The following is a 12579-nucleotide window of genomic DNA, read 5'->3' as shown; positions in this document are numbered from 1 at the left end:
TGGGCTAATTGGCGAGCTATCTTAGCCTCTTCGTCTCTGGGACTAATTCGCTTCCGAAATTCTTAAACCTCCGCCTTTCACAAGCAGATCCACAATTGCGTCGACCCCGCTTCTGTGACGAAGTGACGAAAACAAGAATGGCCTTCCTTTACGCATAATTTTCGCATCACGTTCCATAACCTGCAGCGAAGCGCCAACATGCGGTGCAAGGTCGGTCTTGTTGATTACGAGGATGTCTGATTTCGTAATCGCCGGCCCGCCTTTCCTGGGTATTTCTTCGCCTGCAGCGACATCGATCACGTAGATGGTCAGATCCGCCAGTTCCGGGCTGAATGTGGCTGATAGATTGTCGCCTCCGCTTTCAATCAAAACAATATCGAGGTCCGGATGACGTGTCTGCATCTCGGCGACGGCGGCCAAATTGATCGAGGCGTCTTCGCGAATTGCTGTATGCGGGCAACCGCCAGTTTCGACGCCGATGATCCTGTCCCGCGGCAGGACCTGCATGCGCATCAGCGCTTCGGCATCTTCCTGCGTATATATGTCGTTAGTAATAACTCCCACCGAACAGACATCGCGCAGCGCTTCAGACAAGGCGGCGGTCAAAGTGGTTTTTCCGGCTCCTACTGGGCCTCCAATACCTACGCGAAGCGGGCCGTTCATACTGGTCATGTGCGGAAAATCCTCGAATATTGTGTTTCGTGCTTCATGGCCGCAATGTCCCCCAAGAACGCGGTAGAGCTTAACTCATCCAGGCTCGCCTTTTTTGCCCTTTCAGCAATCTGGGCGCACAACGGTGTCAGCTGGCGGATCAACCGCTGCGCATCGGTCTGTCCCAGTGGTACAAGGCGCGTCGCACAGGCGACAAGGTTGCTTGCGAATGCTTGCAGAAACATCTTGGTCGTCAGCAGCAAAGGAAGGTTTTCTAGTCTTGCAGCCCGTCCAATCGAGACGGGGTAGGTGAATTGCCCAAGGTCCAATTCCCAGACACCTTTAGTGACGTTTCCGAAGGCCTGTCCCAGCAACTCGGTTTCCATGAGCCTTTCGGATGTCGCACAAAAGGCGCGCGCCGCGATATCGACGTCGATCAGTTCTTCTTTGTCATGCGCGTTGAAGGCCGCCACAACGAACACAGCATCATTCCACCCAGAGCCATGTTCAAGCACATCTGAAATCCAGGCTTCAGTATCCCGAGAATTCGCGACAGTTCCCTGGTCAATCGCAGCTTCAAGCCCGTGAGAGTAGGCAAACCCCCCAACAGGATAGGCAGGGGACAACCATTGTGTCAGCGTCAGGATATTGGCGTCAGTGGGTGTGGCCATGGGTCCTGCCGTGGCCATAGGCCCCGCCTTCGGGGGTGAATGGTTCATTCACCTCTCGCACTTTTGCTCCGATTTTAAGAAGCATATCACGGATGACGTGATCGACTTGGATCAACAGGCGAGTCTTTTCAATCTGACAAGGCGTGTGCCGATTGCCGATATGCCAGGCGATACGTGTCAGGTCCGGTGCTTTTACCTCCAGCAACACTTCCGGTGCTGCCTGTATTTCCACTTCGCGACCGTCGTCCAAAACCAACGCGCCACCGTGGTTCAGTGAGGTCGTTTGCGCGAGATCGATGAGAATCTGTTCGCCGCTTTCGCAGGTAAGAACCTTACGCCGCAAAAAACGGTTGTCGTAGGTCAACGAGAGACAGTCTGCCGGATCGCCATGCGTGTGATCCGAATACTGGCGCGCAGTGCAGAGCAGGGCGGTCATACCATCACCTCCTCTGCAGCGGGAATATTCAGAGCCAGATTGAGTCCGAGAACACTCGGTGCACGATCCGTTCGCGCGTCAGACCGCGGTTTTTCAACTCTTCGTCGCTGAGCGATTGCAGGAATTCGACTTGCCGGACGCGAGATTGAGCTTCGGCTACGCTGATCAGGGCCGAGTAAATTGACGACCCGATGGATACGATTAAACCGGCCAGCGAAAAGCGCGTGTTTGTATGTGTTGCTGAGTGTGCCATTTGGACCCTCGTAAACGTTGGTCCTCCCATGGGTTTTTATATCTGTCATATTGGCCTCACTTAGAAGTGCGTATTTGGTCATTGCTGCCTTGCACGCGCCGCAACGCAGCACATTTTTTGATCAGAATAAAAAATATCGTTGCGCCATCGGCAGCGTTTCGGCGGGTTGGCAAGTCAGCAATTCGCCATCCGCACGCACCTCGTAGGTTTCCGGGTCGACCTCGACATGCGGTGTCGCGTTGTTCAGCAGAAGATCCTGCTTGCCAATTTCTCGTGTGTTTTGGACGGCGACGGTTTGCTTTGCCAATCCCAGTGTATCACCGATCCCATCCGCATGGGCCGCCTGCGAGACAAATGTGATCGCCGAGTTTTCCACCGACCGTCCGTAAGCGCCAAACATCGGCCGACTATAAACCGGCTGCGGTGTAGGGATCGACGCGTTGGGATCGCCCATTTGCGCGCAGGCTATGGTGCCGCCCAGCAGAACCATCTCGGGCTTCACGCCGAAAAAGGCCGGGTTCCAAAGGACGAGGTCAGCGCGTTTGCCTTCCTCGATGCTCCCGATCTCGTGGCTGAGCCCATGGGCAATAGCAGGGTTGATCGTATATTTGGCGATATAGCGACGGACGCGAAAGTTGTCGTTCTCACCGGTTTCTTCGGCCAGGCGCCCGCGCTGTTTCTTCATCTTGTCAGCGGTTTGCCACGTGCGGATCAAAACCTCTCCGACCCGACCCATGGCCTGACTGTCAGACGCGATGATGCTGAATGCGCCCATGTCGTGCAGTATATCTTCGGCTGCGATCGTCTCACGCCGGATGCGGCTTTCGGCAAAGGCCACGTCCTCGGGGATGGATTTGTCGAGGTGGTGACAGACCATCAGCATATCCAAATGTTCCTCAACCGTGTTCACGGTGAAGGGCCGCGTGGGATTGGTGGAGGACGGCAGAACGTGGTTCTCGCCGCAGATCTTGATGATATCCGGGGCATGGCCTCCGCCTGCGCCTTCGGTGTGGAAGGCGTGGATAGTGCGACCCTTCATGGCCGCCACGGTGTTTTCGACAAAGCCTGATTCATTGAGCGTGTCGGTGTGAATCATCACCTGCACGTCCATCGCGTCGGCCACCGACAGGCAGCAATCAATGGCGGCCGGGGTGGTTCCCCAGTCCTCGTGCAGTTTCAGGGCACAGGCTCCGGCTTTGACCTGTTCTTCGAGCGCGGCAGGCAGCGAAGCGTTGCCCTTACCCGCAAAGGCTAGATTCATCGAGAAAGCATCCGCCGCCTGCAACATCCGCCCGATATGCCATGGACCGGGGGTGCAAGTGGTGGCCAATGTCCCATGCGCAGGACCTGTGCCCCCGCCCAGCATGGTTGTCAGGCCGGAATGCAGCGCGTCTTCGATCTGTTGCGGGCAGATGAAGTGGATATGACTGTCGAACCCACCTGCCGTCAGGATACGACCCTCGCCAGCAATGGCCTCGGTTCCGGGTCCTATGATGATGTCGACACCGGGTTGTGTATCGGGGTTTCCCGCCTTGCCGATCTTGGCGATCCGCCCGTCTTTCAGGCCAACGTCGGCCTTGTAGATGCCCGAGTGATCAACGATCAGAGCATTAGTGATGACCGTATCCACGGCGCCTTCGGCGCGCGTGGTCTGAGATTGCCCCATCCCGTCGCGGATTACCTTTCCGCCACCAAACTTGACCTCTTCGCCATAGCTGGTCAGATCATGTTCGACCTCGATCACAAGATCGGTGTCGGCCAGCCGCAGCTTGTCCCCTGCGGTCGGGCCGAACATCGCGGCGTAGTCTGAGCGCTTGATTTTTGCTGGCATCAGAGTGCCCCCATGACCTTTTGATTGAAGCCGTAGACCCTGCGCGCACCACTGATCGGGATTAGCAAAACTTCGCGGGCCTGCCCCGGTTCGAACCGCACAGCGGTGCCTGGCGCAATGTCCAGGCGCAGGCCACGCGCGGCAGTTCGGTCAAAGTCGAGCGCCGGGTTGGTTTCGGCGAAATGGTAGTGTGAGCCGACCTGAACCGGGCGGTCGCCGGTATTGGCGACCATCAAAGTGATCGCATCAGTGTCGGGGTTCAGGGTAATTTCACCATCAGCCGGGAACAGCTCCCCGGGGATCATTTGTTCAGCTTTGTGATCAGCGCGACAGCAGCCAGCGCAACAACCGCCAGCCCAACGCCCATCGCCGCATAATCGGTGCCGTGGGCGTGGATATGCGTTCCGTTATGGGCGGCTGCCGGGCCAGCGAAGATCAGGGCGGGGAAAAGCATGCGTGTCATATTGGTTTCCTTTTCAGCGAATGGGGTTGTGGACGGTCACCAGCTTGGTGCCATCTGGAAAGGTGGCTTCGACCTGAACTTCGTGGATCATTTCGGGCACACCTTCCATGCATTGCTCTCGGGTGATCACCTCGGCCCCGACTTGCATCATGTCAGCAACTGAACGCCCATCGCGTGCACCTTCGACCACGGCATCGGTGATCAGGGCGATCGCCTCGGGGTGGTTCAGTTTGACGCCGCGGTCCAGCCGTTTGCGGGCGACTTCGGCGGCCATGGCGACCAACAGTTTGTCTTTTTCGCGAGGGGTCAGGTTCATGTCAAAGTATCCAGCATCGAGGTAGCGCGTCTTTGTTCAACCGTCGCAAGATAGGCATCAATGTGCGACGGAGGGCAAAGCTGTTTTCGGCAAGAACACGAGCAACCAACAGGTCATTGCGGATCATAGTTGCACCTGCGGTATTGGGCAGCATCTGACGAATGGCATTCAGATGACCTTCGGCTGACTCCGATACGAAGACGATCAACGCCATCGCACCCGCGCCGTTTGCAATATGCGGTTTGGACAGATGTTTGTGCCAATCACCCGAGTACTGGATCGCGTCAAGGAACACCTTTTTTCCTTGGTACCGTATCTCGATCCGATCGTTTAGACGGATATCGGTCAGCGTCTCGCCCATCGCAATGCGGCCGAAGACCAGCGGCTCTACCATCAGCATCTCGGCATCTGGCGCCATCTCGATTTTCAGGCGTCGCTCCAGAGCGCTGCCATTGAACAGAATAGTCTCTTGCGGCAACCAGTTCAGCCGGGCTTCAGTCTCAACAGTCAGATGATTGGTAATCTGGCCACATTCTTGCGGCTTGGCCTTGTAGGCGCGCTCGCAGGCTTGTGTTGTCAAAGTCAGCGCCGTTCCTTTTGCTGCCTTACCGGAAAGTCGAAATGAGTCGCCTCCGGTTACGCCGCCTGCCGTGTTAAGAAGAACCGCGTCAAGATCAGGTGTGTTGGTTCTGGGGAACAGGCATTTATAAGACCCGGACTGGCGAAACTTGTTCAGCACCGTCCTGTCACCCAATTGCTTGGTACTCAAACTGACGGCGCCTGCAGCGCGCGGTGGAATAGCACTGTGCGTGGGCAATATGGCTGCAACGTGGGTAATAGGGCACCTTTGGAGCTTTGATTGGTGCCACTTGTTTCTCTGTTGAGGGGGCGGAACACTAATCTACAGAGTCGAAATCTGCTTAATTCGACATCGCGCGGCTAAATTTTAGACAGCGACCTCGGTCTTGGATGAAAAAATAGGCGCATCGCGCCGATTTTCCGAATTGGGTTAAAGGTAAGTTGCCAAGCTTGCTGCGATGCAGAAACCGTATGGGTGCCACCGCGGAGATGACCCGGGGGTGTGTGACGGCTGCGCGAATTGGACCTCGAACACAACCGCCACACGGAACGCAACAACAGTTGCGGGGATCAGGTAGAAGAAGAGTGTGCCTTTGTGCAAGCCCTCTCTCCCGGCCCCGTCAGGAGGATCACATGAAATCGCTCAAATCCACACTCGCCGGATCGGCAGTATTTGCTGTCATGGCCACCGCCGCCTTGTCGACCGAAGACACGATCAAGGTTGGAGTGCTGCATTCGCTTTCCGGTACGATGGCGATCTCGGAAACGACGTTGAAAGACACCATGCTGATGCTGATTGACCAGCAAAACGCCAAGGGCGGTCTGCTGGGTAAACAGCTTGAAGCTGTCGTGGTCGACCCGGCCTCTGACTGGCCTCTGTTTGCCGAAAAAGCGCGTGAGCTGCTAACCGTCCACGAGGTGGATGTAATCTTTGGCAATTGGACTTCGGTGAGCCGCAAGTCGGTTCTGCCAGTGATCGAGGAACTAAACGGTCTTCTGTTCTATCCGGTCCAGTATGAGGGCGAAGAAAGCTCTAAAAACGTCTTCTATACCGGTGCCGCTCCGAACCAACAGGCCATCCCCGCCACGGACTATTTCCTGGAGGAACTGGGGGTCGAGAAATTCGCTCTGCTCGGCACAGACTATGTCTACCCCAGGACCACCAACAATATCTTGGAAAGCTATCTGAAGCAAAAAGGTATCGCGGAAGCAGATATCTTCGTCAATTACACGCCTTTCGGCCATTCCGACTGGTCCAAGATCGTGGCGGACGTGGTCGCGCTGGGCGCGGATGGTAAAAAAGTCGGTGTGATCTCGACCATCAATGGTGACGCCAATATTGGTTTTTACAAGGAATTGGCAGCGGCTGGTGTTTCGGCAGATGACATTCCGGTCGTGGCCTTCTCGGTCGGTGAGGAAGAACTGTCTGGTTTGGACACCACCAACCTCGTCGGTCACCTCGCCGCTTGGAACTACTTCCAGTCGGCGGATACTGAGGCCAACGCGGAATTTGTGGACACCTGGAAAGCCACCATGGGTGATGAACGTGTGACCAATGACCCGATGGAGGCGCATTACATCGGCTTCAACATGTGGGTAAACGCCGCGACCGAGGCCGGTTCGACCGAAGTCGATGCTGTACGCGCCGCGATGTATGGGCAGGAATTCCCGAACCTGACCGGAGGCACCGCTGTGATGCTGCCGAACCATCACCTCGCGAAACCGGTTCTGATCGGTGAAATTCAGGAAGACGGTCAGTTCGATATCATCAGCGAAACCGACGTCGTGCCGGGTGACGCCTGGACCGACTTCCTGCCGGAGTCGGCTGTGCTCGTCTCCGATTGGAAAGAGCTGGGTTGCGGTATGTACAACACCGAGACCAAGACCTGCGTTCAGACCCTGTCGAACTACTAACCGACACGCAAGGCGGGTTTGTTTGCCCGCCTTGCTAAAATAAAGACATTCGGGTTTCACCACATGGTACGACTTTTCCTTGCGGGCCTCGCAATCCTGTGCGCCTGCCTGACTGCCAACGCTCAAGAGGTCGGTCTACAACCGATCCTGCAAGAGCATCAGGAGATCATCGCCAAAAGCTCGCGCAAGACGATCAAACCGGCGATTGATGCGATTGCATCAAGCGGCTTGCCTCAGGCGCAAGTGATGCTTGAGACATGGGCAGCCAAGAACATGTGGATGCGCAAGTCGGACGGTCTGTTCTTTTCTGGCCAGAAAGGAGAGGGGCGGTCGTATGAATTGACCGACTTCGATACCGGAGAAGTCGTCGGTACATTTGAGAAATCCGAGCTTAGGCAGCTGAAGCCCAACAGCGGTATCCGCGCGATGATCGGGACCGCTCTGGTCCAGTTTCAATTGACCGATCCGGATCGCGCAAAACGTCTGGCCGCATTGCAATCCATCCAACGTGATCCCGAAAGTGCACTCTTGGAGCCACTTCGCGCTTCGATAGGGGATGAACCCGAAGCAGAGTTGAAGGCGCAAAAGCAGCGGCTGGAACGGTTGCTGACGATTGGTTTTGACGAAGATACCGCAGCCCGCGTGGCGGCGATCAAAGAAATGTCCGGCGATCTGGGCGTAGACGTTCGTGCGGCTCTGAACCCGTTGCTCGTCACTGCCCGCCAAGCCGCTACCGAATTGCCCCAGGACCTTAACGTCGCCGTTATTCTTGAAGCGGGCTCAGACGCCTTAACGTCTGACGAAGCATATGACTTGCTCGTTGCAGGAAACCTGGCCGCACCGCGTGTTTCGGCGGAAGATATCAGATCGGCACTGGCGGCCAATATAGAAGGTGGTCGTGTAGGTGGTACTCCCGTCGCACAGCTGAATTCAGATGCAATGCGCGCGCGTGCGTATAACTCTCTGGCAGAGGCGGGGACTGTGCCAGCCTTGGTCACGAAGGCGGATGTCAACGCCGCAGTTAACACGCATGTATTCTTCGAAACCTACAGTGAGCCATCTGCCGAGGTCACTGAAGCAGCAGAGAAAGCCCTGCAACAGATCGAACTGAAGGTCGGCCTGAGCCAAACACTCGACCTGACGCTGGACGCGATCTCACTGGCGTCGATCTATTTCCTCGCCGCCATCGGTCTGGCCATCACCTTCGGCGTGATGGGCGTGATCAACATGGCCCATGGCGAGTTCATCATGATGGGTGCTTATACCGGCTACGTGGTGCAGCAGATTATCCCTGATCATACGCTTTCGATCATGGTTGCTATTCCAATTGCTTTTGCTGTCACCTTCGCGATGGGCGTCGCTATGGAGCGGTTGGTGATCCGCTGGCTTTACGCTCGCCCATTGGAGACGTTGCTGGCAACGTTCGGCATCTCAATTGCCCTACAGCAGCTGGCCAAGAATATCTTTGGCACGCAGGCGCGCCCGCTGACTGCTCCCGATTGGTTGGATGGTTCGTGGATGCTGAATGACGTGGTTTCAATCAGCTACATCCGCATTGCGATCTTCGTTCTGGCGCTTATTTTTCTGGGACTTTTCCTCTACATCATCAAACGGACGAGGCTAGGGCTTGAGATGCGTGCAGTAACGCAGAACTCGCGCATGGCGGCGTCAATGGGGATTAATCCCGGGCGAGTGAATATGCTGACCTTTGGGCTTGGCTCCGGCATTGCCGGCATCGCCGGGGTCGCGATTGGCCTATTCGCCAAGGTCACGTCCGATCTGGGCAGCGACTATATCGTGCAAAGTTTCATGACAGTGGTTGTGGGCGGGGTTGGTAACATCTGGGGGGCGCTTGCAGGTGCGGGTATGATCGGCTTCCTGCAGAAGGGGATCGAGTGGATGAACCCGTCGAACACCCTCGCGGCCCAAACCTACATGATCATCTTCATCATCATTTTCATCCAGTTTCGGCCGCGGGGCATTATCGCCCTCAAGGGTCGCGCGGCGGGGGATTGAGCCATGGAACGCAGCTTTATCGCCAAGAACCCATCCGTGCTGGTCTTTCTTGCCATCCTGTCCCTGTTCACCCTGAGCGTAACCATCCTGTCCGAGGGTTTCGGGATCGGTGTAATCTCGACCAGTTTCGTCAAAACGCTGGGCAAAACCCTGTGCCTTTGCCTGATCGCAGTGGCGATGGATCTGGTCTGGGGCTTCACCGGCATCCTGTCACTGGGTCACTTCGCCTTCTTCGGGCTGGGGGGCTACATGATCGGCATGTGGCTGATGTACGAACGCACCCGCCTGATCGTGGTCGACTCGCTGGCACAGGCCGAAATTCCACCGACGTCGTCCGAAGTGGTGGACGCGATTGGAACACAAGTCTTTGGCGTTGTCGGATCGTCGGAGTTTCCGTTGATCTGGGCGTTCTCCCACAGCCTGACCCTGCAACTGATCCTGGTTGTGCTGGTCCCGGGTCTGTTGGCGCTGGTCTTCGGATGGTTGGCTTTCCGGAGCCGTGTCACCGGTGTATACCTATCGATCCTGACACAGGCGATGACGTTGGCACTGGCCCTGTATCTGTTTCAGAACGACAGCGGGTTGCGTGGGAACAACGGCTTGTCCGGCCTGCAGAACCTGCCAGGTGTCACCGCTTCGCAGGACGTGGTGTCGATCTGGTTCCTCTGGGCCTCGGCGCTGGCCTTGGGTCTGGGCTATATGCTGGCAGCCTGGATCGTGTCAGGCAAGTTCGGCTCGGTCATCCGCGGCATTCGCGATAACGAGGCACGGGTGCGCTTCCTTGGCTATTCAGTCGAGGTATTCAAGCTGGCCGTCTTCACCCTGACTGCTTGTATCGCAGCCATTGCCGGCGCGCTTTATTACCCGCAAGCAGGCATCATCAATCCCGAGGAAATGGCCCCTATCGCCTCGATCTATTTGGCCGTCTGGGTCGCCATCGGTGGACGAGGCCGATTGTATGGCGCGGTAATTGGTGCAGCTTTTGTCAGTCTTCTGAGCACGTGGTTCACGGGCGGACAGGCCCCGGATATTCCGCTTGGATTTTACACGATCAAATGGGTCGACTGGTGGCAGGTGCTATTGGGCATAACTTTTGTGTTGGTTACGCTGTTCGCCCCGCAGGGTATCGGAGGATTGTTCGACTTGTGGACCGACAGCCGCCACCCGGACAGGCATGGGGCAAATCTGGGACCGGATGACGGCGCTCTGCGCGAGAAGGAGGCCATCGAATGAGCACTTTGCTTGAGGTTAGCGGCGTTTCGGTCACTTTCGATGGTTTCCGTGCTATCAACAACTTGTCGTTTCAGATCGGCGAGGCCGAGCTTCGCGCCGTGATCGGCCCAAACGGGGCAGGCAAGACCACGTTCATGGACATCATTACAGGTAAAACCCGGCCCGATGAAGGACGTGTCATCTGGGGGGAGAAATCGGTATCTTTGTTGGGGCTGTCCGAGGCAAAGATCGCTCAGGCTGGGATCGGAAGGAAGTTTCAGAAACCCACGGTTTTCGAAGACCAGACCGTGCAGGAAAACTTGCTGATGGCGCTTCAGAACAAACGTGGCTGGCTTCACGTGCTTTTCTATCGAACCTCCACTGACGATTTGCAGAAAGTTGAAGATCTGGCTGTCGAAATCGGCCTGTATCAGAATCTAAGCCGCAAAGCTGGTGAACTGAGCCACGGTCAAAAGCAGTGGCTGGAAATTGGCATGCTGCTGGCTCAGGAGCCGCGACTTTTGCTGGTGGACGAGCCTGCCGCTGGCATGACACCGCAGGAGCGCGAACACACCACCGACTTGCTAGTACAAGCCGCCAGAACCCGTGCCGTTGTTGTGGTGGAACACGATATGGAATTTGTCCGACGCCTGAATTGCAAAGTCACGGTTCTACACGAAGGGTCCGCCTTGGCTGAAGGCAGTCTTGATCACGTGACATCTAACCAGGACGTCATCGACGTATATCTAGGGCGCTAAACAATGCTGAAGCTAACAGATCTGACTTTGCATTATGGGCATTCGCAAATCCTCAACGGGATTTCCATGGAAGCCAGACAAGGTGAAGTGACTTGCGTGATGGGGACCAATGGTGTCGGGAAAACCAGCCTGATGAAAGCAATATCAGGTACGCATCCGCGATCGGGCGGCAGTCTGGAACTGGACGGGGAAATTCTGGGCGTCCTGCCCGCTCATCAAATGGCGTGGAAAGGTGTGGCCTATGTCCCACAAGGTCGTGAGATATTTCCTTTGCTCACAGTTCGCGAAAATCTTGAAACGGGGTATGCCTGTCTGCCTGCCAGCGAACATTTCATTCCAGGTGATATATTTGATATGTTCCCGGTCCTCAAACAGATGCAAAACCGTCGCGGAGGTGACCTTTCTGGCGGTCAGCAGCAACAGCTGGCGATTGCACGGGCATTGATAACACGACCACGCCTGCTTCTGTTGGACGAGCCGACCGAAGGTATTCAGCCCAACATCATCCAACAGATAGGCGAAGTCATCCGACACCTCAGAACCACGAGCGGAATGGCAATCATTCTAGTGGAGCAATACTTTGACTTTGCCTATGAACTTGCCGACAGATTTATCGCGTTGCGACGAGGAGAAGTCATAATCAACGGCACCAGGGAAGACGTGACACGCGATGAGTTGCTGCAGGCTGTAGCAGTCTAGTGCTGATACTTGAAATTGGTTTCGGAATTGAAGGATGAAATCCAAAATTTGGCACAATCTAAGCTCGGGACATGGTTTGATCATCTGAACAGGTTCAATTGAAACTGTATTTTCTTCTGAAACCCGATCGTGCGATGTCTTCCGGCTTGAAGAGCAAATATTTTTTGATCAGATGACGGGCTTCATTTCGTCCTATGGCTCGACGTGGACGCTCCTCGAACTTGCACCGCAATTAACGTAGTGACGGCTTTCTAGACGCACCTTTGTTGTGGAAGGCTTTTGAGCAGCAAACGGCAAAACCTGTACGCCGAAGAATTACCGATTGACTAATAGTCAATGACTTAAGTGTCATTGGAGGGTAAAACTATGTATCGCACAACTTTCCTGTTGAATGTCACACAAACCTGATCCAACCGTCATAGTCAGACCAGAAAAGCAGGGTACTTTCGACATCGGAAGGCGCTGCCAACGTTGGGCATCAGTTGAATTTGACCTTTGCGTCCTAAGCTTTCCGCAATAACGGGGGCGCTGCAGCCGGAGGGCGGCCCGGTTACGCGAATCTACTCCGTCCGAGGCAGGAGCAAAGCAGTGCATCTTGATGAACTGTAAGAAGCCGCATCGCGTTACATCGATCTAACCCTTGTTCTGCGCGAAACATCCAAAGAGGACCGCCTCGACGCATCAGCCTTTTTCGGTTTCGCGAGAGACGTGGTGGAAAAAACCGGTTTGTATTGCGGACCCGTCACCCTTCGGGATGTTTTTGGAAAGGCCTTAATGAAA

General features: G+C 55.7%; 14 protein-coding genes. 5 read left to right on the top strand and 9 right to left on the bottom strand.

Features of this window, described 5'->3' with window-relative positions:
* Positions 1-42 precede the first annotated feature (42 nt).
* From ureG to I5192_RS13065, 9 genes are all read right to left on the bottom strand, one after another.
* Complete coding sequence (ureG, locus tag I5192_RS13105; protein WP_170663020.1) at positions 43-672, bottom strand: urease accessory protein UreG; 630 nt, start codon at positions 670-672, stop codon at positions 43-45.
* Positions 669-1322, bottom strand: a complete 654-nt coding sequence (locus tag I5192_RS13100) for an urease accessory protein UreF (protein WP_170663018.1) — start codon at positions 1320-1322, stop codon at positions 669-671. The genes ureG and I5192_RS13100 overlap by 4 nt, the downstream gene beginning before the upstream one ends.
* Positions 1306-1758: an urease accessory protein UreE gene (gene ureE / locus I5192_RS13095; protein ID WP_170402584.1), complete on the bottom strand. Its 453-nt coding sequence runs from the start codon at positions 1756-1758 to the stop codon at positions 1306-1308. The genes I5192_RS13100 and ureE overlap by 17 nt, the downstream gene beginning before the upstream one ends.
* Positions 1759-1786: 28 nt before the next feature.
* Positions 1787-2011 (bottom strand): DUF1127 domain-containing protein, encoded by a 225-nt coding sequence (locus I5192_RS13090; protein WP_170392788.1) that lies wholly within the window; start codon positions 2009-2011, stop codon positions 1787-1789.
* Positions 2012-2132: 121 nt separating this feature from the next.
* On the bottom strand, positions 2133-3842 hold the full coding sequence (gene ureC / locus I5192_RS13085; protein WP_170663016.1) for an urease subunit alpha: 1710 nt from the start codon (positions 3840-3842) through the stop codon (positions 2133-2135).
* Positions 3842-4147 carry an urease subunit beta gene (locus tag I5192_RS13080; RefSeq protein WP_223117017.1) on the bottom strand — a complete coding sequence of 102 codons (306 nt, stop codon included), beginning with the start codon at positions 4145-4147 and terminating at the stop codon, positions 3842-3844. Before I5192_RS13080 ends, ureC begins: the two co-directional genes overlap by 1 nt.
* Positions 4144-4305, bottom strand: a complete 162-nt coding sequence (locus tag I5192_RS13075) for a peptidase M23 (RefSeq protein ID WP_170392785.1) — start codon at positions 4303-4305, stop codon at positions 4144-4146. The genes I5192_RS13080 and I5192_RS13075 overlap by 4 nt, the downstream gene beginning before the upstream one ends.
* Before the next feature lie 13 nt (positions 4306-4318).
* Positions 4319-4621 (bottom strand): urease subunit gamma, encoded by a 303-nt coding sequence (locus I5192_RS13070; protein WP_223117016.1) that lies wholly within the window; start codon positions 4619-4621, stop codon positions 4319-4321.
* Position 4622: 1 nt separating this feature from the next.
* On the bottom strand, positions 4623-5390 hold the full coding sequence (locus tag I5192_RS13065) for an urease accessory protein UreD (RefSeq protein WP_255611853.1): 768 nt from the start codon (positions 5388-5390) through the stop codon (positions 4623-4625).
* Between the two features lie 443 nt (positions 5391-5833).
* Here I5192_RS13065 and urtA point away from each other — a divergent pair, with 443 nt between their 5' ends.
* The 5 genes from urtA (at position 5834) to urtE (ending at position 11799) form a co-directional block, all read left to right on the top strand.
* On the top strand, positions 5834-7114 hold the full coding sequence (gene urtA / locus I5192_RS13060) for an urea ABC transporter substrate-binding protein (protein WP_170392782.1): 1281 nt from the start codon (positions 5834-5836) through the stop codon (positions 7112-7114).
* Positions 7115-7177: 63 nt separating this feature from the next.
* Positions 7178-9130, top strand: coding sequence for an urea ABC transporter permease subunit UrtB (gene urtB, locus I5192_RS13055; RefSeq protein WP_223117015.1), 1953 nt, complete (start codon positions 7178-7180; stop codon positions 9128-9130).
* A gap of 3 nt (positions 9131-9133) precedes the next feature.
* Positions 9134-10363 (top strand): urea ABC transporter permease subunit UrtC, encoded by a 1230-nt coding sequence (urtC, locus tag I5192_RS13050; protein WP_170424908.1) that lies wholly within the window; start codon positions 9134-9136, stop codon positions 10361-10363.
* On the top strand, positions 10360-11100 hold the full coding sequence (gene urtD / locus I5192_RS13045; RefSeq protein ID WP_170392779.1) for an urea ABC transporter ATP-binding protein UrtD: 741 nt from the start codon (positions 10360-10362) through the stop codon (positions 11098-11100). The genes urtC and urtD overlap by 4 nt, the downstream gene beginning before the upstream one ends.
* 3 nt (positions 11101-11103) lie before the next feature.
* Positions 11104-11799 carry an urea ABC transporter ATP-binding subunit UrtE gene (gene urtE / locus I5192_RS13040; protein WP_223117014.1) on the top strand — a complete coding sequence of 232 codons (696 nt, stop codon included), beginning with the start codon at positions 11104-11106 and terminating at the stop codon, positions 11797-11799.
* The last annotated feature ends 780 nt before the right edge of the window (positions 11800-12579 follow it).

Source organism: Ruegeria sp. SCSIO 43209 (assembly GCF_019904295.1).
GTDB lineage: Bacteria > Pseudomonadota > Alphaproteobacteria > Rhodobacterales > Rhodobacteraceae > Ruegeria.
This window is presented reverse-complemented; position numbering and strand designations above follow the sequence as displayed.

What these genes read in the sequence shown, in the direction of transcription:
- I5192_RS13080 (WP_223117017.1), bottom strand. Translation starts at nt 4,147, where the DNA reads ATGATCCCCGGGGAGCTGTTCCCGGCTGATGGTGAAATTACCCTGAAC.
- I5192_RS13090 (WP_170392788.1), bottom strand. Translation starts at nt 2,011, where the DNA reads ATGGCACACTCAGCAACACATACAAACACGCGCTTTTCGCTGGCCGGT.
- I5192_RS13075 (WP_170392785.1), bottom strand. Translation starts at nt 4,305, where the DNA reads ATGACACGCATGCTTTTCCCCGCCCTGATCTTCGCTGGCCCGGCAGCC.
- I5192_RS13100 (WP_170663018.1), bottom strand. Translation starts at nt 1,322, where the DNA reads ATGGCCACACCCACTGACGCCAATATCCTGACGCTGACACAATGGTTG.
- urtD (WP_170392779.1), top strand. Translation starts at nt 10,360, where the DNA reads ATGAGCACTTTGCTTGAGGTTAGCGGCGTTTCGGTCACTTTCGATGGT.
- urtC (WP_170424908.1), top strand. Translation starts at nt 9,134, where the DNA reads ATGGAACGCAGCTTTATCGCCAAGAACCCATCCGTGCTGGTCTTTCTT.
- urtB (WP_223117015.1), top strand. Translation starts at nt 7,178, where the DNA reads ATGGTACGACTTTTCCTTGCGGGCCTCGCAATCCTGTGCGCCTGCCTG.
- ureE (WP_170402584.1), bottom strand. Translation starts at nt 1,758, where the DNA reads ATGACCGCCCTGCTCTGCACTGCGCGCCAGTATTCGGATCACACGCAT.
- ureG (WP_170663020.1), bottom strand. Translation starts at nt 672, where the DNA reads ATGACCAGTATGAACGGCCCGCTTCGCGTAGGTATTGGAGGCCCAGTA.
- I5192_RS13070 (WP_223117016.1), bottom strand. Translation starts at nt 4,621, where the DNA reads ATGAACCTGACCCCTCGCGAAAAAGACAAACTGTTGGTCGCCATGGCC.
- urtE (WP_223117014.1), top strand. Translation starts at nt 11,104, where the DNA reads ATGCTGAAGCTAACAGATCTGACTTTGCATTATGGGCATTCGCAAATC.
- urtA (WP_170392782.1), top strand. Translation starts at nt 5,834, where the DNA reads ATGAAATCGCTCAAATCCACACTCGCCGGATCGGCAGTATTTGCTGTC.
- ureC (WP_170663016.1), bottom strand. Translation starts at nt 3,842, where the DNA reads ATGCCAGCAAAAATCAAGCGCTCAGACTACGCCGCGATGTTCGGCCCG.